The sequence below is a fragment of the Pseudomonas sp. Pseusp88 genome, from assembly GCF_047303955.1.
In the GTDB taxonomy this organism is placed as follows: Bacteria; Pseudomonadota; Gammaproteobacteria; order Pseudomonadales; family Pseudomonadaceae; genus Aquipseudomonas.
On the sequence record NZ_JBGLYM010000009.1, the window covers coordinates 159,861 to 179,902 of the forward strand.

Annotated in this window: 18 protein-coding genes, 1 tRNA gene and 1 pseudogene; 8 read left to right on the top strand and 12 right to left on the bottom strand. The window is 60.3% G+C overall.

What is annotated here, in order from left to right:
• Window positions 1–110 precede the first annotated feature (110 nt).
• The 6 genes from ACCD02_RS14555 to rfbB all read right to left on the bottom strand — a co-directional run bounded on the left by ACCD02_RS14555 (window position 111) and on the right by rfbB (window position 6,850).
• Window positions 111–1,490, bottom strand: coding sequence for a sigma-54-dependent transcriptional regulator (locus ACCD02_RS14555; protein WP_413302870.1), 1,380 nt, complete (start codon window positions 1,488–1,490; stop codon window positions 111–113).
• Entirely contained in the window at window positions 1,487–3,298 is a 1,812-nt protein-coding gene (locus ACCD02_RS14560; RefSeq protein ID WP_413302873.1) for a sensor histidine kinase, read from the bottom strand. Before ACCD02_RS14560 ends, ACCD02_RS14555 begins: the two co-directional genes overlap by 4 nt.
• A gap of 180 nt (window positions 3,299–3,478) precedes the next feature.
• Entirely contained in the window at window positions 3,479–4,348 is an 870-nt protein-coding gene (gene rfbD, locus ACCD02_RS14565) for a dTDP-4-dehydrorhamnose reductase (protein WP_413302875.1), read from the bottom strand.
• 5 nt (window positions 4,349–4,353) lie between these two features.
• Window positions 4,354–4,899, bottom strand: coding sequence for a dTDP-4-dehydrorhamnose 3,5-epimerase (gene rfbC / locus ACCD02_RS14570; RefSeq protein ID WP_413302877.1), 546 nt, complete (start codon window positions 4,897–4,899; stop codon window positions 4,354–4,356).
• Window positions 4,896–5,771 carry a glucose-1-phosphate thymidylyltransferase RfbA gene (rfbA, locus tag ACCD02_RS14575; RefSeq protein WP_413302879.1) on the bottom strand — a complete coding sequence of 292 codons (876 nt, stop codon included), beginning with the start codon at window positions 5,769–5,771 and terminating at the stop codon, window positions 4,896–4,898. The genes rfbC and rfbA overlap by 4 nt, the downstream gene beginning before the upstream one ends.
• Window positions 5,768–6,850: a dTDP-glucose 4,6-dehydratase gene (gene rfbB / locus ACCD02_RS14580; RefSeq protein WP_413302882.1), complete on the bottom strand. Its 1,083-nt coding sequence runs from the start codon at window positions 6,848–6,850 to the stop codon at window positions 5,768–5,770. The genes rfbA and rfbB overlap by 4 nt, the downstream gene beginning before the upstream one ends.
• 453 nt (window positions 6,851–7,303) lie before the next feature.
• Between rfbB and ACCD02_RS14585 the strand changes: the two genes are divergently transcribed.
• The 7 genes from ACCD02_RS14585 (at window position 7,304) to ACCD02_RS14615 (ending at window position 15,689) form a co-directional block, all read left to right on the top strand.
• Entirely contained in the window at window positions 7,304–10,219 is a 2,916-nt protein-coding gene (locus tag ACCD02_RS14585) for an aminotransferase (RefSeq protein WP_413302885.1), read from the top strand.
• A 248-nt stretch (window positions 10,220–10,467) separates the two neighbouring features.
• Window positions 10,468–11,574, top strand: coding sequence for an agmatine deiminase (gene aguA, locus ACCD02_RS14590; protein WP_413302887.1), 1,107 nt, complete (start codon window positions 10,468–10,470; stop codon window positions 11,572–11,574).
• A gap of 279 nt (window positions 11,575–11,853) precedes the next feature.
• Window positions 11,854–11,979, top strand: a complete 126-nt coding sequence (locus tag ACCD02_RS14595) for a hypothetical protein (RefSeq protein ID WP_413302890.1) — start codon at window positions 11,854–11,856, stop codon at window positions 11,977–11,979.
• Window positions 11,980–12,228: 249 nt separating this feature from the next.
• The gene (locus ACCD02_RS14600; RefSeq protein ID WP_413302892.1) at window positions 12,229–13,500 is read left to right on the top strand and encodes an OprD family porin; all 1,272 of its coding nucleotides are present in this window, start codon (window positions 12,229–12,231) and stop codon (window positions 13,498–13,500) included.
• A 134-nt stretch (window positions 13,501–13,634) separates the two neighbouring features.
• On the top strand, window positions 13,635–14,408 hold the full coding sequence (locus ACCD02_RS14605; protein WP_413302895.1) for an AraC family transcriptional regulator: 774 nt from the start codon (window positions 13,635–13,637) through the stop codon (window positions 14,406–14,408).
• Window positions 14,409–14,519: 111 nt separating this feature from the next.
• On the top strand, window positions 14,520–14,693 hold the full coding sequence (locus ACCD02_RS14610; RefSeq protein WP_259104047.1) for a XapX domain-containing protein: 174 nt from the start codon (window positions 14,520–14,522) through the stop codon (window positions 14,691–14,693).
• Between the two features lie 36 nt (window positions 14,694–14,729).
• A complete protein-coding gene (locus ACCD02_RS14615) occupies window positions 14,730–15,689 on the top strand; it encodes a quinone oxidoreductase family protein (protein ID WP_413302898.1) in 960 nt (319 codons plus the stop codon).
• 286 nt (window positions 15,690–15,975) lie between these two features.
• Here the strand turns inward: ACCD02_RS14615 and ACCD02_RS14620 are convergent, their stop codons facing one another.
• The 4 genes from ACCD02_RS14620 to ACCD02_RS14635 form a co-directional block, all read right to left on the bottom strand.
• Window positions 15,976–16,314, bottom strand: coding sequence for a hypothetical protein (locus ACCD02_RS14620; RefSeq protein ID WP_413302901.1), 339 nt, complete (start codon window positions 16,312–16,314; stop codon window positions 15,976–15,978).
• A 395-nt stretch (window positions 16,315–16,709) separates the two neighbouring features.
• The gene (locus tag ACCD02_RS14625; protein ID WP_413302904.1) at window positions 16,710–16,964 is read right to left on the bottom strand and encodes a hypothetical protein; all 255 of its coding nucleotides are present in this window, start codon (window positions 16,962–16,964) and stop codon (window positions 16,710–16,712) included.
• 318 nt (window positions 16,965–17,282) lie between these two features.
• Window positions 17,283–17,912, bottom strand: coding sequence for a LysE family translocator (locus tag ACCD02_RS14630; RefSeq protein WP_413302908.1), 630 nt, complete (start codon window positions 17,910–17,912; stop codon window positions 17,283–17,285).
• A gap of 151 nt (window positions 17,913–18,063) precedes the next feature.
• Window positions 18,064–18,139 (bottom strand) — tRNA-Thr (locus tag ACCD02_RS14635).
• 402 nt (window positions 18,140–18,541) lie between these two features.
• Here ACCD02_RS14635 and ACCD02_RS14640 point away from each other — a divergent pair.
• Window positions 18,542–19,249 carry a hypothetical protein gene (locus tag ACCD02_RS14640; protein WP_413302912.1) on the top strand — a complete coding sequence of 236 codons (708 nt, stop codon included), beginning with the start codon at window positions 18,542–18,544 and terminating at the stop codon, window positions 19,247–19,249.
• 81 nt (window positions 19,250–19,330) lie between these two features.
• Here ACCD02_RS14640 and ACCD02_RS14645 read toward each other — a convergent pair.
• Together ACCD02_RS14645 and ACCD02_RS14650 are read right to left on the bottom strand one after the other, a co-directional pair.
• Window positions 19,331–19,447, bottom strand: a pseudogene (locus tag ACCD02_RS14645) (transposase); the annotation flags it as partial.
• 132 nt (window positions 19,448–19,579) lie between these two features.
• Window positions 19,580–20,038, bottom strand: coding sequence for a hypothetical protein (locus tag ACCD02_RS14650; RefSeq protein WP_413302915.1), 459 nt, complete (start codon window positions 20,036–20,038; stop codon window positions 19,580–19,582).
• Window positions 20,039–20,042: the final 4 nt, after the last annotated feature.

Sequence of the window (20,042 nt, forward strand, 5' to 3'; positions counted from 1 at the left end):
ACGATATTCATGCACCACTGTGGGAGCGAATTCATTCGCGAAGGGGCCACTGCATTCTCTTGCCCTGACAGGCCGCTTTCGCGAATGAATTCGCTCCCACAATGTAGTGCTTACTCCTGATCGTCTTGGTTGCTTGCACTATCGGCGAAATTCAGCCCATGTTTGCGTAATTTGTCGTGCAGAGTCTTGCGCGGCAGGCCCAACGCTTCAGCCAGGCTGCGCATGGAACTGTGGGAGCGGGTCAGTTCGGCGGCAATCAGCGCGCGCTCGAAGTTCTCCACTTGCTCGCTCAAGCCTGCGCCGGTGTTGGCAGACACTTCCTTGCCTTCCAGCTCAAGCTCCAGGCCGAGGGCGAAGCGTTCGGCGGCGTTCTGCAGTTCGCGCACGTTGCCCGGCCAGGTATGCCGCAACAACAGCGCGCGCTGGCCCGGCTGCAACTCATGCTTGCCCAGGCCGTGGCGCAGGGCGGCAGCGTCGGCGAAGTGCTGAAACAGCATCAAGGCATCCTCACCGCGCTCGCGCAAAGGTGGAATGCGCAGCGGCGCGACATTGAGCCGATAATACAGGTCGGCACGGAAGCGGCCTTGATCAGCCGCCTGACGCAAGTCTTCCTTGGTCGCGGCAATGACGCGGATATCCAGGGCGATCTGCTGATTGCCGCCCAGCCGCTCCACCACCCGCTCCTGCAACAGCCGCAGCAGCTTGACCTGCACGTCCATGCTCATGCTTTCGATTTCGTCGAGGAACAGCGTGCCACCATTGGCGAATTCGAACTTGCCGATGCGACGTTTCTGCGCGCCGGTAAAGGCCCCCGGCTCATGGCCGAACAACTCGCTTTCCACTACAGACTCGGCCAGTGCTCCGGCATTGATCGCCACGAACGGGCCGTTGCGGCGGCTCGACAGGTCGTGCAGGGCCCGGGCCACCACTTCTTTACCGGCGCCGGTTTCGCCGAGGATCAGCACGTCGGCACGGGTCCCTGCCAAGGCGCCGATCTGTTCGCGCAGGCGCAGCATCGGCGCCGATTGGCCGACCAGACGGGTACTGAGTTGCTGACGATCACTCAGGGCCAGGCGCAGGCTGCGGTTATCCAGGACCAGGCGACGCAGGGCCAGGGCGCGGCGAACGCTGTCGAGCAGGGCATCGCTGGCGAAAGGTTTTTCCAGGAAGTCGTAGGCCCCGGCGCGCATGGCCTGCACGGCCAGAGGCACGTCGCCATGGCCGGTGATCAGCAGCACCGGCAGCTCCGGGTCCTGTTCATGCAATTGCTTGAGCAGCTCAAGGCCATCGATGCCCGGCATGCGGATATCGCTGACCACTACGCCCGGCCAGTCCCGCTCGATACGCGCGCCCACGCCCTGGGCTTCGGCCAGGGACAGGACCTTGAGCCCGGCCAGATCCAGGGTCTGACTCAGGGCCTGGCGCAGGTGAGGGTCGTCGTCGATCAGCAACACCTGGATTCGGCTGTCGATGGCGGTGTCCGTGCTCATGCAGAAAGATCCTCTGGCGGTTGCAGGTTGACTCCGGAGGCACCGGCTTTTAGACGCAGGGTCAGCAGGGCGCCGCCGTCGGGGTGGTTGGCGAACAGCAATTCGCCGCCCAGGGCGCGCATCAGCGTATCGCAGATGGCCAGGCCCAGCCCCAGACCCTGGGTGCGGGTCTTGGTCGTGAAAAACGGTTCACGGGCATGGGCCAGTGCCTGCGCGGAAAACCCCGGGCCGTTATCGCGAATGTACAGATTGACCCCCTCGTCGCTGGTTTCGGCACTGAGCCAGAGTTTGCGCGGTGGGCCCTTCTCGGTCAGGGCATCGAGGGCGTTGGCCAGTAGGTTGCCCAGCACCTGGCGCAGACGGGTTTCGCCGGCCTGTACCCACAGGGTCGCGGCGGGCAGGTCGCGGATCAGTTCGACGTCCATGGCCCGTCTGCGCTTGGCCAGCAGAGCCAGGGCGTCGTCCAGCGCCGGTTGCAGGGCCACGCTTTCCGGGGCATGGCGATCGCGGCGGGCGAAGGCGCGCAGGTGAGCGATGATCGAGGCCATGCGTCCGGTCAGTTCGCTGATCAGCTTGAGGTTGCCACGGGCGTCATCGGTGCGTTGGTGGTCCAGCAATACTTCGGCGTTTTCCGCATAACTGCGAATCGCCGCCAGCGGCTGATTGAGTTCATGGCTGATGCTCGCCGACATGGTACCCAGTGCCGACAGCTTGCCCGCCTGAACCAGTTCATCCTGAGCGCGCACCAGTTCCTGTTGGGCCTGCTCACGTTCCAGAACTTCCTGGCGCAGGCGGCTGTTGAGGGCTTCAAGATCGCTTGTACGCTCGATCACACGCATTTCCAGCTCGCGCCGGGCCTTGGCCTCGAAGGCGATGCGGTCCAGATAGTGGCGCCGGCGCTGCATCATGATGCCCAGCAGCGAGATCAGCACCAGCAAGGCTGCGGCGCCGACGGCCACTACGGTACGCACCGGGCGGTCGATCAGGGCGCGGGGCGCGAGAATATTTACGCTCCAGCCGATTTCATCGATCTGCTGGGTCTGGGTCAGCCAGGCCTGTTCGTCCAGGCGCAACGGCAAGGGGTCGTTGGTCGGATAAGTCTGCACCGAAACAATCGATTGTTTCTCGGCGTTGGTCAGCGGGCGTGTCGCCCGGAAGCGCCAGTCCGGGCGAGAGGTGAGGATGACCACGCCGTTCTGATCGGTCAGCAATAGTTGCTCCGGCGTCTTGCCCCAGAGGGTTTCGGTATGGTCCAGATCGACCTTGATCACCAATACGCCGATGACCTGATCGCCATCATGCACGGCGCCGGCAAAGAAGTAGCCGCGCTTGGCCGAGGTAGTACCCAGGCCGAAGAAACGCCCCAGCTTGCCCGCCATGGCTTCGTTGAAATACGGGCGGAAGGCGAAGTTGCGCCCGACGAAGCTGTCGCGCTGATCCCAGTTGGACGCGGCCAGCGTGCGACCGTTGGTGTTCATCAGGTACATGACATCGGCGCCGGTCTGCTGGGCGATATCGCGCAGCAGGTGATTGGCCTTGTCGACGTTGCTCAGGCTTTGCGGCATCAGCAGGGTATCGCGCAGCACCGGCAGGTCATTGAGAATCTGCGGCAGGGTCTCGTAGCGGTGCAGGGTGCCGAGCAGGTTGGCGACGTAGAGATCCAGCGTCTGGCGGTTCTGGCTGACCAGTTCACTGCGGTAATAGTGCTCGGCCAGGTGTTGTAGCGGCCACAGCAGAGGCGTCAGGCACAGGGCCAGCAGGGCGAGACTGCGCCAGCGGGGGCGGCGGGGGACGGTGCTAGAAATCATGGTCAGCCATGGGGTGCCGGACGTCGGTCTTGCATTATGGCTGCGCGGCGCCGTCGATACCACGCTATCGCGAGGTTGGCGCCAGGTTGTGGGATGGGCTTTAGCCGGGAATACGCCTTCCCGGCTAAAGCCGGTCCCACAGAATGTCGCCGATTCAGAGTTTTTTGAGCAAGCGAATACTCAGCCCTGCGCCGCCAGACACTCCAGCAAAGCCCCATGCCAATGCGGCTGATGCACGCCCCATTGCTGCTGCAACCGGCTGCAATCCAGGCGCGAATTGAGCGGGCGTGTCGCCGGGGTGGGGTAGGCGCTGGACGGGATGGCCTTGAGCGTCGCGCAGCGTTTGCCCTGGTTGATCAACTCTTGACCAATGGCCTCGGCAAAACCGAACCATGAGGTTTCGCCGTCCGCCGTCAGATGATAGGTGCCCCATTCGCCAGCCTGACCGGCCTGCCAGCGCTCGATCAACTGCCGGGTGCTGGCGGCGATGGTACCTGCCCAGGTTGGCGCGCCAATCTGGTCACTGACCACGGACAACTCGTCGCGCTCTTGCAGCAGGCGTTGCATGGTCAGCAGGAAGTTTTTGCCGACTGTGGAATAGACCCAACTGGTGCGCAAGACCAGGTACTGCCCGCCCACCGCCGCGATGGCCTGCTCACCGGCCCACTTGCTGGCGCCGTAGATGCTCTGCGGGTTGACCGGATCATCCTCGCTGTAGCGACCGACTTTATTGCCATCGAATACGTAGTCGGTGGAGTAGTGGATCAACGGGACCGCCAGGGCCTTCGCCGCTGTGGCAAAGGCACCGGCTGCCAGGCCATTGACCCGCAGCGCCGCCAGGGCATCGCTTTCGGCCTGATCCACGGCGGTGTAGGCCGCCGCGTTGATGATCAGGTCCGGCTTGAGGGCCAGCACGCGCTCGAAAATCGCGGCCGGTTGCGTCAGGTCCAACTCGTCGCGGCCCAGTACCACCAGCTCGCCCAGATCCGCCAGGCTGTGCTGCAAGGCCTGGGACACCTGGCCGTGGCGGCCGCTGATCAAAATCTTCATGGGCTTCATGGAAACAGATCCGCGTCGTTCAGGTCGCTGCCCTGCTGATCCTTGCCCGACAGCAACGGCGCCTGATCCAGCTGCCAGTCGATGGCCAGCGTGGGGTCATCCCAACGAATGCAGCGCTCGGCAGCGGGGGTGTAGTAGTCGGTCGTCTTGTAGAGAAACTCGGCGTAGTCGCTGAGCACCACGAAGCCGTGGGCAAAACCCTCGGGCACCCAGAGTTGGCGATGGTTCTCGGCCGAGAGGCGCACGCCGACCCACTGACCGAAGGTCCTGGAGCTGCGGCGGATGTCGACGGCGATATCCAGCACTTCGCCAGCCGTGACCCGCACCAGTTTGCCCTGGGCATTTTCGATCTGGTAATGCAGGCCGCGCAGCACGCCTTTTTGCGAGCGCGAATGGTTGTCCTGAACGAACTCGGTGCTGATGCCGGTAGCCTGGGCGAAGGTCTTGGCGTTAAAGCTTTCATAGAAAAAGCCCCGCGCATCACCGAACACCTTGGGTTCGATAATCAGCACTTCAGGCAAATCACTGGCAATTACGTTCACGGGTGTTCCCCTGCAAGCTTGAACAGATACTGGCCGTAGCCGGTCTTGCCGAAGTAGGCGGCGCGCTCGAGCAGGTGCTCGCGGTCGATCCACTCATTCTGATAGGCGATTTCTTCGAGGCAGGCGACTTTCAGGCCCTGACGGTGCTCGATGGTCTGCACATATTGCGAGGCGTCGAGCAGGCTGTCGTGGGTGCCGGTGTCGAGCCAGGCGAAGCCGCGGCCAAAACGCTCGACGCGCAGGGTGCCGCGTTCCAGATAGGCGTTGTTGACGTCGGTGATTTCCAGCTCGCCCCGTGGCGATGGCTTGACGTCCTTGGCGATGCGGATCACCTCGTTGTCGTAGAAATACAGGCCGGTCACCGCATAGCTGGACTTCGGCGCCTTGGGTTTTTCTTCGATGGACAGGGCATTGCCGTTCTCATCGAAGTCGATCACGCCGAAGCGCTCCGGGTCCTTGACCCAGTAACCGAACACCGTAGCCCCGGACTTATGCTCGGCGGCACGTTGCAGCTGCTCGGAGAAGTGCTGGCCGTGAAAGATGTTGTCGCCCAGGATCAGGCACACCGAATCGTCGCCGATAAACTCTTCGCCAATCAGGAACGCCTGGGCCAGCCCGTCGGGCCTGGGCTGCTCGGCGTAGTGGAAGTGCACGCCGAACTGGCTGCCATCGCCCAGCAGGCTGCGGTATTGCGGCAGGTCCTGAGGCGTGGAAATCACCAGAATCTCGCGGATCCCGGCCAGCATCAGCACCGAGATCGGGTAGTAAATCATCGGTTTGTCATAGATCGGCAGCAGTTGCTTGGAGACGCCGAGGGTAATGGGGTGCAGGCGGGTGCCGGAGCCCCCGGCCAGTACGATGCCTTTGGTCATGCGATCAGATCCTTGGGGTCGGTGAAACCCAGTCTTTGTCCTTGGTAACTGCCGTCTTGAACCCGTTGGCACCACTCCAGGTTGTCCAGGTACCACTGCACGGTCTTGCGCAGGCCGGTCTCGAAGGTTTCTTCGGGTTTCCAGCCCAGTTCGCGTTCGATCTTGCTGGCATCGATGGCGTAACGCTGATCATGGCCGGGACGATCCACCACATAGGTGATCAGGTCGGCATAGTGCGCCACGCCCTTGCGTTGTTCCGGGGCCAGCTCTTCGAGCAGGGCGCAGATACCGCGTACGACATCGATATTCTTCTGCTCGTTATGGCCGCCGATATTGTAGGTCTCGCCAACGGCGCCTTCGGTGACCACCTTGAGCAGCGCGCGGGCGTGGTCTTCGACGAACAGCCAGTCGCGCACTTGCAGGCCGTTGCCATACACCGGCAGTGGCTTGCCGGCCAGGGCGTTGAGGATCACCAGCGGGATCAACTTTTCCGGGAAGTGGAACGGGCCGTAGTTGTTCGAGCAGTTGGTGATTACCACCGGCAGACCGTAGGTGCGCTGCCAGGCCCGGACCAGATGGTCGGACGCCGCTTTACTGGCCGAGTACGGCGAGCTGGGCGCGTAGGGCGTGGTTTCGGTGAACAGGTCATCGACGCCGTGCAGGTCGCCATACACCTCGTCGGTGGAAATATGGTGGAAGCGAAACGCCGCCCGCTCGCCTTCCGGTAGCGTCAGCCAGTAACGGCGTGTGGCTTCAAGCAGGCTGTAGGTGCCGACGATGTTGGTCTGGATGAATTCCGAGGGGCCATCGATAGAGCGGTCGACATGGGACTCGGCCGCCAGGTGCATGATCGCCTGGGGCTGAAAGCGCGCCAGGACCGCGCTCACCGTGGCTTGATCGACGATATCGGCCTGGACGAACTCATAGCGTGTGTTGGTCGCGATGCTGGCCAGGGATTCAAGGTTGCCGGCATAGGTCAGTTTGTCGAAGTTGAGAACATCATGGTCCGTATGTTGGATCAGATGACGGATAAGCGCGGAGCCGATGAAGCCCGCGCCGCCGGTAACCAGTATGCGCATTAGGTAGGCCTTCTTCCTTGGTGGGTAAGGTCTGTTGTCGTTTTAGTACGCGACCATGCTGAAACGACAGCAGACCTGACGGACGTATGGAGCATAGCTTGTGGGGCGAAACGAGGTCGCGCAAGCAGCATTGACCAGGAAGCCATCGGCGGGTGATGAAATATATTGATTGCGTTCGCGCGGCACGTCATAAAACTGTCGGTTCCATTGGCCCGAGAGACTGCCGCCAATACGGCGCTCTATAGTAATGGTCCGTCATGGCTCCGACGCTGCATGGTGGGACCGGCTTTAGCCGGGAGGGGCTTTGGCAGGCGATAAAAATGTATTAATACTGCCTACGCCTTCCCGGCTGGAGCCGGTCCCACATGGATTCCGTGTTTGCTGCGCGACAGCGCGGCGTCGTGGACGGGGTGGCGGTACCCACAAAAAAACACTGTTAATTCCGAGGTCCCCATGCCGCTCGCTACATTGATTCGTCGCTCCAGCCTGCCATGCCCCGACGTCAGCGCCGATCAGGCGTTGCAACTGCTTGCGGAGCATTACGGGCTCGGTGGCGTGTTGACTGAGTTGGGCAGCCAGCAGGATCGCAACTTTCTGCTGGATACGGGGCAGGGGCGCTATGTCCTGAAAATCTGCCACGGGGCTTATTCGGCTGCCGAGCTGGCCGCGCAGCACGCCGCGTTGGGGCATCTGCAGCAGCACTCAGCCGCGCGGGTGCCGGGCGTGGTTGCGGCGCGCAATGGCCAAGAGCTGCTTTCACTGGAGATCGCGAGTCAGCCGGTGCATGTACGCCTGCTGTCGTTTATTGACGGCCAATCACTGGCTCATCTGCCGCGTCTGGATCGGCATGTAGTGGAGGGGCTGGGTGAACTGTGCGCCCAGGTGGACCAGTCTCTGGCCGGCTTCAGTCATCCCGGTCTTGAGCGCATCTTGCAATGGGACCCACGCCATGCCCAGGCCCTGATCAAACATCTGTTGCCGGTGCTGAGCGATGCCGATGCGCGGGACTGCATCGCTGCGGCGGCCGAGCAGGCCCATCAGCGTTTGTTGCCGTTGATTGCGGCGTTGCCGGTTCAGGCGGTGCATCTGGATATCACCGAGTACAACGTCGTCTGGGCCCGTGATGAGCAGCGGCAGTGGCAGCTGCAAGGCCTGATCGATTTTGGCGATCTGGTCAGCACTTGGCGTATTGCCGACCTGTCGGTGACCTGTGCGGCGCTGCTGCACCATGCCGATGGCGATCCGCTGTATATCCTCCCGGCCATTCACGCTTATCACGCAATCAACCCGTTGAGCCTGCAAGAGTTGCAGGCCCTCTGGCCGCTGATCGTCGCCCGCTCGGCGGTGCTGGTGCTCAGCAGCGAGCAGCAGGCCAGCGTCGAACCGGGCAATAGCTATATCCGGGCCAACCTGGTCAGTGAGTGGAATATCTTCGACGTTGCCACCTCGGTGCCCATGGTCTTGATGGAGACGGCGATCCTGGCCGCGCTGGACATGGTTGCACCCGCCTCGCCCTCACCCTCGCTGGCGCCGCTGCTGCCCGGTTTGCAGGGCGCGCCATTCACTCTGGTCGATCTGGGCGTACTCAGCGAGCACTTCAGCGCGGGCAACTGGGAACAGGAAGGCATCGATGAGCGCCTGTTACAGCAGGCCGCCAACCGCACCGGCCAGGCCAGCAGCCGCTATGGTGAATATCGCCTGTCGCGCACCCGCCCTGACAGCTCCGACGAGCCGGACACCTGCGCCCTGCATGTGGAGTTATACCTGCCTGCGGGCACCGCGCTGCATGCGCCATTCGCCGGCATGCTACGCCAGACCGCTGATGCCGCGTTGCTGTTGAGTAACGAACGGCTGAGCCTGCGCCTGTGGGGTGCAACCGGCGAACTGGGCATGGGCCGTGAGGTGGCCGCAGGTGGCGTACTGGGCCTGGCCAACGGCACGGTACTGGTGCAACTCTGTACGCAACCCGATCTCAGTCCGCCGTTGTTTGCCCGACCGGCCTGGGCAGCGGCGTGGCAAACCCTGTGCCCTTCGCCAGCAGCGTTGCTGGGCTTTGACTGCGACGCCCCGGCCTTGGCCGATGCGGCGCAATTGCTCGCCCGTCGCGACGCCAGCTTTGCCCGTTCACAAAAGCATTACTACCAGGCGCCACCGCAGATCGAGCGTGGCTGGCGCAACCATTTGATCGACATGCAGGGGCGCTCCTATCTGGACATGCTCAACAATGTCGCGGTGCTCGGTCACGGTCATCCGCGTATGGCCCAGGTCGCCAGTCGCCAATGGTCGCTGCTCAATACCAACTCGCGCTTTCACTATGCGTCGATTGCCGAATTCTCCGAGCGCCTGCTCAAACTGGCGCCGGAGGGCATGGACCGGGTGTTCCTGGTCAATAGCGGCAGCGAGGCCGATGACCTGGCCATTCGCCTGGCCTGGGCCTACAGCGGCGGCCGCGACATGCTCAGCGTGTTGGAGGCCTACCACGGCTGGACAGTGGCCACCGATGCCATCTCCACCTCTATCGCCGACAACCCGCAAGCCCTCAGCACCCGCCCGGACTGGGTCCACCCGGTCATGGCGCCGAACACCTGGCGCGGTGAATTCCGTGGCCCGGACAGTGGCCCCGACTACGTGCGCAGCGTCGATGAAGTGCTGGCGAAACTGGACGCACAACAGCGCCAGGTCGCCGGGTTTATCTGTGAACCGGTGTACGGCAATGCCGGGGGGATTTCCCTGCCCAAAGGCTATCTGCAGAGCGTTTATCAGAAGATCCGCGAGCGCGGCGGTGTCTGTATTGCCGACGAGATTCAGGTCGGCTATGGCCGTCTGGGTCACTACTTCTGGGGCTTTGAAGAGCAGGGCGTAGTGCCGGACATCATCACCATGGCCAAGGGTATGGGCAACGGCCACCCGCTGGGTGCGGTCATCACCCGCCGTGAAATCGCCGAAGCCCTGGAAGCTGAGGGCTATTTCTTCTCGTCGGCCGGAGGCAGCCCGGTCAGCTGTGCGATTGGCATGGCGGTGCTCGACGTCATGGATGAAGAACAGCTGTGGGAAAACGCCCGGAACGTGGGCGACCACTTCAAGGCCCGCCTCGAAGCCCTGGGTGCCGAGCACCCTCTGGTCGGCGCGGTGCATGGCATGGGCTTCTATCTGGGCCTGGAACTGGTCCGCGACCGCCAGACCCTGGAACCCGCCACCGAAGAAACCGCCGCCCTGTGCGAACGCTTGCGCGAACTGGGGATCTTCATGCAGCCCACTGGCGATTACCTGAACATCCTCAAGATCAAACCGCCGATGTGCACGACGCGCCAGAGTGTGGATTTCTTCGTGGATAGGGTTGCCAGGGTGCTCGCAGAACTTAGTGCCTGACCCCTGTGGGAGCGAATTCATTCGCGAATGCGTTAGTACGGACGATAAAAATGCTTCGGATGTACTGGCCTCTTCGCGAATGAATTCGCTCCCACCAAAAAGCCGATTTATATCGGCTATATTGGTTTTCTTATTTATGTTTGTCTGTTTTCAGGCTTTTAAGTCAGATATTTATCGTCTATAAAGTCGGCCAAAGATTGTCACACCCCGCCTGCTATGGTGTTAAGCCGCCCCTGGAGCCTTGATCAATGACCACACTTACAAGCACCCCACGCGCCGATGGCTTCCATATGCCTGCCGAGTGGGCGCCGCAGACTCAAACCTGGATGGTCTGGCCCGAGCGCCCGGACAACTGGCGCCTGGGCGGTAAACCGGTGCAGAGCGCCCATGTCGCCGTGGCCAAGGCCATTGCCCGTTTCGAGCCGGTGACCGTCGCGGTGTCCGCAGCGCAATACGACAACGCCTGCGCGCGCCTCGACATGCCGAATATCCGCGTGGTGGAAATCAGTAACAACGATGCCTGGGTGCGCGACACAGGGCCGACCTTCGTCATCAACGATCAGGGTGAAGTGCGCGGCGTGGACTGGGACTTCAACGCCTGGGGCGGTTTCGATGGCGGTCTGTACTCGCCGTGGAACCTCGACTCGCAACTGGCGGCCAAGGTCCTGCAAATGGAGCGCTGCCAGCGCTATCGCACCGAAGGTTTTGTTCTGGAAGGCGGCTCGATCCATGTTGATGGCGAAGGCACGCTCATCACTACCGAAGAATGCCTGCTCAACCGCAACCGCAATCCGCACCTGACCCGCGAGGCCATCGAGAAGGTGCTGAGCGACAACCTGGCTGTGGATAAAGTCATCTGGCTGCCCGACGGCCTGTTCAATGACGAAACCGACGGCCATGTGGATAACTTCTGCTGCTACGTGCGTCCGGGGGAAGTGTTGCTGGCCTGGACCGATGATTCCAAAGACCCCAACTACCCACGTTGCCAGGCCGCAATGGGTATTTTGGAACACTCCCGCGATGCCAGGGGCCGTCCGTTCATCGTGCACAAGATGCCGATTCCGGGGCCGTTGTTCGCCACGCAAGAAGAATGCGCTGGCGTCGATCAAGTGCACGGCAGCCAGGAACGCGACCCTTCGGTGCGTCTGGCCGGCTCCTATGTAAACTTTCTGATCGTCAACGGCGGCATCATCGCGCCCAGCTTCGATGACCCTCTGGACGAAACGGCACGAAAAATCCTGCAGCAGATCTTCCCTGAACACGAAGTAGTCATGGTCCCGGGTCGTGAGCTGCTGCTGGGCGGCGGCAATATTCACTGCCTGACGCAACAGCAGCCAGCACCCCATATCGCCTGAAAAGTAACCGGGTCGTAACACCCCTGTTACGAAGTTGGTCTCGTTCTTGCTGTGGTAAGCCCATCCGACGATGGGCTTTTTTGTGGGTAACGCTTCCCGGCGTTTATTCCTGCGATTAGCCGACGGCGGCTGTTGTGTCGTTTCGTTTCCCTGTAACAAAACGAACGTACATTTAGCCCTCACGCACGAAGAGGTTGTCCTATGAACGCAGGTATTGAGTCGCATCGCGCTCGTGGTTTGTCTGCTAGTAGCGAAGCTCGCCAACTGATGGCGGATTGGTTGAGGACGACGAAGACCTCCAAACCGCAACGCCCGGACGTTCGGCAGATGCTGCTGCAACGCTATCCGGCAGGCTTGATCGATGACGTCGAGCTTGAGGCGTTACTGAATGTGCTCAAGGACTGAACGCCGCCTCCCGTCTTTGCGCAATTGTGCTGCAATCTTTCTGTAACCCGCGAAATTGACACCTCCACGACCCACGGCTAGGATTCGCGTCCTCCGCCTGTGGCCGTGTGCCATAAACGTGCATCAGTAGTCCACTGCGATGATTTCGTGCAGCTTGCCCAAACGGCCCTTGTGCCGCGAGCAAGCATCAGACACCCGAACAGGGCCGTCGCCACAGCGCGCGTGATTAATCTGCCTAAGGAAAACAAGATGTTTAATGCACGTTTCGCTCTGCTCGCCGTGAGCATCATGAGCGCCAGCCAGGCCATGGCTGAAGGCCAGGCCGACGCCAAGGGTTTCGTCGAAGACAGTAGCCTGAACCTGTTCCTGCGCAACGCCTACATCAACCGTGACTACAAGAATGGCAAGGACGACCGTGGCGAATGGGGCCAGGGTTTCACAGCCAACTTCAGCTCCGGTTTCACCCAGGGCACCATCGGTGTTGGCGTTGACGCCTTCGGCCTGTACGGCGTACGCCTGGACGGCGGCAAGGGCCGCAGCGGTGCCGGTGGCATCGACTTCTTCAAGCAGGGCGACAGCGGCGAAGCAGCCGACACCCTGGGTCGCCTGGGCGGCGCAGTGAAGGCACGCTTCTCCAACACCACCATCAAGTACGGCGACCAGATGCCGCAACTGCCGGTGCTGAGCTACGACAACTCGCGCCTGCTGCCGGAAACCTACACCGGTACCTACATCTCTTCCAAAGAGATCAAGGACCTGGAAATCGTTGCCGGTCGTTTCACCCAGGAAGCCCGCAAGAGCGCCCAGGGCCGTGACAGCGGCGATTTGAAGAGCATCAACGTCTACGGTGCCAGCTACAAGTTCACCGACGCCTTCAGCGCCTCGTTCTACGGCTCCGACGACGAAGACGTGCTGAAAAAGCAGTACCTGAACCTGAACTACGTCTTCGCCCTGCCAGAAAGCCAGTCCCTGACCCTGGACTTCAACGGCTACAAGACCAAGCTGGATCGTGATTTCGCCGTCGACGACGCGCGCGACAACAAGATCTGGAGCCTGGCCGCGACCTGGGCCGTGGGCATCCACTCCTTCACCATCGCGCACCAGCGCAGCACCGGTGAGACCGGCTACAACTACGGCGGCTACCGCAACGCCGGCGGCACGGGCGATGGCGGCAACACCATCTACCTGGCCAACTCTTACTGGTCCGACTTCAACGGCAAGGACGAGCGCTCCTGGCAGCTGGGTTACGGCATCAACCTGTCGACCCTGGTCACTCCGGGCCTGAGCTACAAGGTTGCCTACGTGCGTGGCGACAACATCGATGACGGCACCAACCGTGGCAACGGCGAAGAGCGCGAGCTGTTCAGCCAGCTGAGCTACGTGGTCCAGAGCGGCCCGGCCAAAGACCTGTCGGTGCGCCTGCGCAACTCGTGGCTGCGGGTGTCTGACAACGCCAGCGCTTACAACAGCGAAGGTAACGAAACCCGTATCTTCATTGACTACCCGATCAACGTGTTCTAAAGATCGGCAGCTGAAAAACGCCTCGACCAGTCGGGGCGTTTTTTTGTCAGCTTGTGACGTGAAGGGGCACATGACTGGTCGCGATGCCAACAATCTCGCTAACATGTAACAACTCTATTCAAGCCAGATCTGTCATGGCCCTCGCCGCACCTCCCGACCTCAGCGATATCGCCGTCCCCGTGCAGCCTCTGGCGCGGACCTACCCTCGTGGGCGCTTTATCGAGCCCCATGAGCATGTCTGGGGCCAGGTGCTGTACGCCACGTCCGGGGTGATGTGGGTGGAAACGCCGGTCGAGGCCTTTGTCGTGCCGCCGCAACGGGCGGTCTGGCTGCCGCCCGGGGTGGTTCACGGCATCCGCGTGGTCACTGATCTGGAAATGCGCAATATCTACCTGCGCCCGGCCATTGCCGCGACCATGGAAAAGACCGTGCAGGTCTTCGAGGTCGGCGGCCTGATGCGGGAGTTGATCCTCGGCCTTGTCGCGCTGGATCGTGATCAGGAAGCCGAGTACTACGATGCCTTGGTGGGGCTGGCCCTGCTCGAACTGCAAAGGGCCAGGCGCTCGCTGCTGAAAATCCCCCTGCCGGATGATTCCGACCGCCGCCTGAAAAATCTCTGTCAGGCGGTGATGAGCGATCCTTCACTCGATATCCCCTTCGAACAGCACGCGGAAAACGCCGGGGCCAGCGTGCGCACCCTGTCGCGCCTGTTCCAGAGTGCCCTGGGTATGGGCTTCGCCGAGTGGCGCCGGCAGGTGCAACTGGCCACCGCCGTGGCGGAAATCATCCAGGGTGTGCCGGTCAGTGCCATCGCCCGCTCTCTAGGGTATTCGCCGAGCAGCTTCAGCGACATGTTCCGCCGTGAGCTGGGCATTGCGCCTTCGCAGTACCCGCTCAGCCAGGCCTGAAACAAGCTGGCCGAAATTCAGAAGTCCTTGGCCGATAGCTTTTTCGCCCCGTCCTTACACTCTGCGCATACCTGATGCATCGCGACGCGATGCTTTTGCCCGGAGCCACTTATGAGCTACCTCATTTCCCTCGCCATCGGCACCGCCGTCGGCCTGCTGTACGGCGTCCTCGACTTCCGCTCGCCTGCGCCACCTGCCGTGGCCCTGGTCGGCCTGCTGGGCATGCAGCTCGGCGAACAACTCTGGCCCATGGGCAAACAGCTGTTCGCCCACTGGTTTGCCTGACCCTTTCTTCTGAAATTTCTGACGCCCGGAGACACCATGAACGCACTGCAATTTTCCCGTACCGGCGACCTCGCAGCCCTGGAGTTTGTTGAAGTGGCCAAGCCTGTGCCTGCCGAAGGTGAAGTGCTGGTCCAGGTCAAGGCCGCGGGCCTGAACCCCAGCGACGTGAAAAACGTTCTCGGTCGCTTCCCTTACACGACCCTGCCGCGCATCCCCGGTCGCGACTTTGCCGGTGTCGTCGTGGAAGGCCCACAGGATATGATCGGTCAGGAAGTCTGGGGCACTGGCCGCGACCTTGGTTTTTTCCGCGACGGCTCCCACGCCCAGTACCTGACCCTGTCCGCCAAAGGCGTTGCGCATAAACCCAAAGCCCTGGACTTCGCCCAGGCCGCCAGCCTCGGCGTGCCTTACACCACCGCCTGGGATGCCCTGCAGCGCAGCCTGGTCGACGCCAACACCCGCTTGTTGGTGATCGGCGCCAACGGCGCAGTGGGCAGCGCGACCCTGGCCCTGGGGAAAATCCTTGGTGCCAGGATCCTCGCCGCCGTCCGCCGCCCGGAACAGCTCAAGGCCCTGCAAGCCCAAGGCTATGAAGGCATCCTGCTGGACAAGGCCGAAGACCTGGGCGCCAGCGTCAACGCCGTATTCAAGGGCGGCGCCGACGTAATCTTCGACACCACCGGCTTTTGGCTGCCTGCCGCCGTCAGCGCCCTGGCACCCTTCGGCCGCATCGCGATTATCGCTGCCCCGGTCGACGGCCACGTGCAACTCCCGGCCCTGGCCCTGTACCGCAAAGGCGGCTGCGTGGTTGGCATCAACTCCCTGCTCTACAACAGCGAAACCTGCGTGGGCATGCTCGAACAGTTCGGTACATTCTTCGACCAGGGCCTGCTGCCGCTGCCTGAAGGCTTGCTGGAAACACCGCTGAGCCAGGGGCTGCAACGCTATGCCGAAGTGAACGAAGGGGCGGGGGATAAGGTGATTCTGATTCCGTGAGGGGTATCCCACGCCATCCGTGACACCGCAAGGCGCTGAAATGGAATGCGTTGTGGGAGCGAATAATGTGGAAGATTCTATGTTTGCTGTAAAGCCAGAGCAGCCCCTTCGCGGATGAGTCCGCTCCCACAGATTCGATGATATTCACGCACTACTGTGGGAGCGAATTCATTCGCGAAAGCTTTATTTCGGACGCCGCCAATGTGTTGGATGTACTGGCCCCTTCGCGGATGAATCCGCTCCCACCATTCGCTCCACATTATTCGCTTCCACCAACGGTGGCGGATCAGCAAGCCAGTCTCATCCCCTCAACCGCCTTGCCGAGCTTTTCCTGCAACGGCGCCAGCAAACAGCGCACCTGCTCGGCATCGAGCTTGCGGTCATAGGCGCTGTCCATCATCAGCACCACCAGCGCCAAGGCATCGTTCACATCGGTGACGCTCTGGAGGGTCTGTCCCAGTGTCTGTAATTCCGTATTCAACGACGACAGCTTATGCAGGATGGGTTCTGCGGCCGCGTGGGGGAGGGGCTGTGCCTGGGCTGTGTAGTGGGAGAGGGTTGCGTGGATTTCTTCCAGATCGAAGTAGGGGGGATTGTTGGTTTTGTGCGGCTCGTAACAGGACATATCGAATTTCCTTCAATGGTTGAGCCGTCCCTTTGCTGTCAACCAATGGGTGGCGGCTGTACGCGGGTTGACAGACCGGCAACCAACGAACCGGCGCACATACGTGTGCCCCACATACAGCCGCCATGGCGTTGCCTGGCGAGTGTTGCGGTTGATTGAGTCGGTCTGTCAAAACCGGCTGCGGAATGCAGCGAGCCGGGAGATTAGGCCGTGATTTACAAGCGACGCAACACGGCAAAGAGGGTATACGGAAACTTCAGAAGCGTCCTACAGGGCGGGGGTTTTGGGGCTGACGATTGGTTTCTATTTGTTTATTTATTTACCGAAAACCAGGGCAAATAAAAGGCCCACTTAAAAGTGAGCCTTTTCCCGTTCAACCTTGTGTTGCTGGCGATTTACCGCGTTGATGGGCTCGGCATCATCGCGATAGCGCCCTTGATCAACTCTTGCGCCTCTTTGAGCATGCTGAGCATTTTGCGCGACTTGTCCTGCGACTCCGGCGGCAAGTAAGCAGCCAGGCGAGTCGCCACTGCAATGGCGCAGGTCAGGTAATCAGACGCAAACCCCAGCGAGTCCTGAGGTGTGATATCCCCCTTTTTCTGCTTGAACAAATTGACGACATTCGTCGTCGGGTTTGTTGTCTCTTGCATGATCAAATTCCCAAAATGATTGAGCCGAAACCCGCGAGGGCAACGGCCTTGCATACGGTCGCCAAGTGACCGCGGCGGCAGGTTAGGGGGCGGTTTGACGCTCGCGCAAGGCGGGAGATTGCCGGGACAGAAAGTTCAGATGGGTCCTACATGGCGGGGTTTTTGGATCTTACGGATGGGGTGCTGATTGGCTGTCAGAGGGCTCTTAAACGAGCCATGCGAGGCAAAAAGGCCCGCGTTGCGCTGAGCCTTTCCCGGTGTTGAGGGGGCGACTATTCGGCCATGAAAACATGGCCTGTCAGACCCGCTCTTGATGCTTCATTTATGAGTCAGAGCCAGCCGAACACCCATCCCGATGAAGGTCGTACCGATCACCCGGTCTATCCACTTCCTGATCTGCGGCCGACCGCTGACAGCTCCCGCAGCCTTGGCAGCCAGCCACGCAACGGCGACGTCATTGATAAAACCCAGGACAACAAAAACCGCACCCAACACCAGAAACGCCGCCGTCTTGTCAGCGCTGTCGGGGGTTACGAATTGCGGGAAGAACGCCACGTAAAAAAGCAGCACCTTGGGATTGGACGCATTGGTCAGGAAGCCGCGGAACAACAGGGTGCGATTACTCAGCAGGGGAATCTCGGGGCGTAGCTCATCCGTGGTGATCTTCGAAAAAAGCGTCCGCACCCCGAGATAAATCAGATACAGCCCACCCAGCCACTTGATCGCAGTGAACGCCGAAGGGGACGTAGCCAAAAGCGCCGTCAGCCCGATCGCACAACAAATCGTATGCAGACACCCGCCCAGGGCAACGCCGGACGCAGAAAGAATCCCCGCGCGTCGGCCATGCACCATGCTTTGCCCCGCAACGTAGGCGATATCCGGGCCGGGCGTAGCGTTGAGCGCGACCACTGCCAGTACGAATAGCGGGAATTGGACGATGCCGAGCATGGGGGCCTCCTTGGTGAGTGGTGAAGCTGCTTGAAACAGATTGTTACCATAGCGCTAACGGCTGGGATCAAGAAGGTGTAACGCGTATCTCTGGCGGAAAAGGCAAACAAAAAAGGCCCACCTTTCGGTGAGCCTTTCTCGTTGCTGCGTATGGTGCCGGCACCAGGAGTCGAACCCGGGACCTACTGATTACAAGTCAGTTGCTCTACCAACTGAGCTATACCGGCGCAAGGGCGCAGATTATACACAGCGGGCTGAAGCTGGATACCCTTCCCGGCAAAAAATCCGAGAACCTGATCTTCGAGCGTCTCAACACATGACTGGCGCACGAAATCTACTGTTTTAGAGGGTCGCAAAGCGCGCTTGAGCTGTCAACTGCTGCAATGGCAGGGCCCGAATGGATGACATCAGGTACGAGACGGCTCTGGCTCAATGGTTTCCTCGGTTACGCGCGAGTAATTGTGCAGCACGGACCGTGGTGATGCATCGGGAATAGATCAGAAAGAGACGTTTCCTACAGGTTGTACGGCTTTTGCTGGCAGTTCGTCGAGGCATCCTCGGCCAGCATCGTGGTTTCGCAATGTACAACTTCCGCGACTTTCGATCTTTCTCAATGGAGTGACACAGCCATGCATGGAAATAAGGTTTTGCCCAGCGACATAGCACTGCCCGAGCGCACCCTTCTGGCGAATGGGGCAATGTTTGTTCGCTTGCCAACCCTGGATCAACTTGAGCATTTCTGGAACGAGCACCGCTCGAGCTTTGCCTATGCAGCCCAAGGGCTGGCTTGGGGGCATAGCCGCAACTCTTTTTTGCAAGCCGAGGAGTGGGTCTTTGGGCCGACAAAAGCTTCAGTTGTGAGCACTGCTTGCCGCTGGGAGGAGATGGGTTTTCGCTGCCAATGGTACGACTGGGCCGCCGACGATCCTGAATCTCATTCACAATGGTTTATTGAGCGCACTGAGTATCGAAACTCCAGGGTCGCCAGCGGGGACTGGTCGTCTGGGAATGAAGAGTTGTATCAGTTGGATCTGAAGGCTCGCACCCCCGAGACCTATCGGGGGTGGTGGGAACTTAGGAATTTACCCGGCGGTATGGAGGACGCTGCCTGGTTTGGCCTCAGTCGCATCGAGGTATGTGATCCACATCTTTCCACAGGCGAGGCCACTCGGCTAATGCAGGAAAAGACCTATGACGATTGGGATGCTGCCGGGGCTGACGAGATCGAGTTCACGGATGCGGAGGGCGTAGATAGCATTATTGCTTATTGGCTCAGTGAACGAAGTAATGGGGAAGATTATTACGGGAGTGAAAATGAGGCTGAGCTTCCGCATTGATATCACAGCCTGAAAGGAGGCCCCATGGCATCGAAAGATAAAAAAAAGCAAAACGGGTTAAGCGTGCGAAAGAAAAGGCCAAGATTCGACAACCCCAAGTGAACGGCTGGCTTCGATATGGCTATAGCCTTGATCGAGCACGAGGCCTGCAGCCTCACGTTTGAATTCAGCGGAAAAGGTACGGCGTTGTTTGGTCATCAGACACCTCTATCTGGCGAGCATTCTCGCCTAAATGGGTGTCCGGTTTCATTAGACCACTACAATAATGATTTCTTTTAGATTGATGTCCTCAAGTCGCAGCTCTACGAGCTGGGTAACTCGTATTCCAGTCTAGTAAAAGGTTTCATTGACGATTTGCCAAAACCATCCCGGGGTAATTGGGCCGTGCTTGCCCGAACGTTTTTCATACTCGATAATCTCTGAGATGATTTTTCGCCCATTCGAAATCTGTGGCTTGCTTAGAGTTTTCTTAGGCTTTTTGGGCTCTCTGACTGATGTCTTCTCGAACGGGTTTTTGGTGATGCTTAATACACCATGATCGATTCCAAAATTGTAAATAGATCTCAGGTGTCTTGAATAATTATTCCAGCTAACAGCGCGGATGCGTGTAAGAGCTTCCTGTCGCCACATTAGTGCATGACGCTGGGTGACCTCTTCCGGGAGGTGGATGCCTTGAAGGTTCAAGAACGCAGAGAACAATCTTACAGGCCCCTTGTAGCTATTGATGCTTCTGGTTTTTAAGTTGCTTACGAAGAAGAACTCTTCTAATAGCTCTTTAAACGTTACCATGTGA

What these genes read in the sequence shown, in the direction of transcription:
- rfbA (WP_413302879.1), bottom strand. Translation starts at nt 5,771, where the DNA reads ATGACCAAAGGCATCGTACTGGCCGGGGGCTCCGGCACCCGCCTGCAC.
- ACCD02_RS14610 (WP_259104047.1), top strand. Translation starts at nt 14,520, where the DNA reads ATGAGCTACCTCATTTCCCTCGCCATCGGCACCGCCGTCGGCCTGCTG.
- ACCD02_RS14600 (WP_413302892.1), top strand. Translation starts at nt 12,229, where the DNA reads ATGTTTAATGCACGTTTCGCTCTGCTCGCCGTGAGCATCATGAGCGCC.
- aguA (WP_413302887.1), top strand. Translation starts at nt 10,468, where the DNA reads ATGACCACACTTACAAGCACCCCACGCGCCGATGGCTTCCATATGCCT.
- rfbD (WP_413302875.1), bottom strand. Translation starts at nt 4,348, where the DNA reads ATGAAGATTTTGATCAGCGGCCGCCACGGCCAGGTGTCCCAGGCCTTG.
- ACCD02_RS14585 (WP_413302885.1), top strand. Translation starts at nt 7,304, where the DNA reads ATGCCGCTCGCTACATTGATTCGTCGCTCCAGCCTGCCATGCCCCGAC.
- ACCD02_RS14605 (WP_413302895.1), top strand. Translation starts at nt 13,635, where the DNA reads ATGGCCCTCGCCGCACCTCCCGACCTCAGCGATATCGCCGTCCCCGTG.
- ACCD02_RS14630 (WP_413302908.1), bottom strand. Translation starts at nt 17,912, where the DNA reads ATGCTCGGCATCGTCCAATTCCCGCTATTCGTACTGGCAGTGGTCGCG.
- ACCD02_RS14555 (WP_413302870.1), bottom strand. Translation starts at nt 1,490, where the DNA reads ATGAGCACGGACACCGCCATCGACAGCCGAATCCAGGTGTTGCTGATC.
- ACCD02_RS14640 (WP_413302912.1), top strand. Translation starts at nt 18,542, where the DNA reads ATGCATGGAAATAAGGTTTTGCCCAGCGACATAGCACTGCCCGAGCGC.
- ACCD02_RS14615 (WP_413302898.1), top strand. Translation starts at nt 14,730, where the DNA reads ATGAACGCACTGCAATTTTCCCGTACCGGCGACCTCGCAGCCCTGGAG.
- ACCD02_RS14560 (WP_413302873.1), bottom strand. Translation starts at nt 3,298, where the DNA reads ATGATTTCTAGCACCGTCCCCCGCCGCCCCCGCTGGCGCAGTCTCGCC.
- ACCD02_RS14625 (WP_413302904.1), bottom strand. Translation starts at nt 16,964, where the DNA reads ATGCAAGAGACAACAAACCCGACGACGAATGTCGTCAATTTGTTCAAG.
- ACCD02_RS14650 (WP_413302915.1), bottom strand. Translation starts at nt 20,038, where the DNA reads ATGGTAACGTTTAAAGAGCTATTAGAAGAGTTCTTCTTCGTAAGCAAC.
- ACCD02_RS14620 (WP_413302901.1), bottom strand. Translation starts at nt 16,314, where the DNA reads ATGTCCTGTTACGAGCCGCACAAAACCAACAATCCCCCCTACTTCGAT.
- rfbB (WP_413302882.1), bottom strand. Translation starts at nt 6,850, where the DNA reads ATGCGCATACTGGTTACCGGCGGCGCGGGCTTCATCGGCTCCGCGCTT.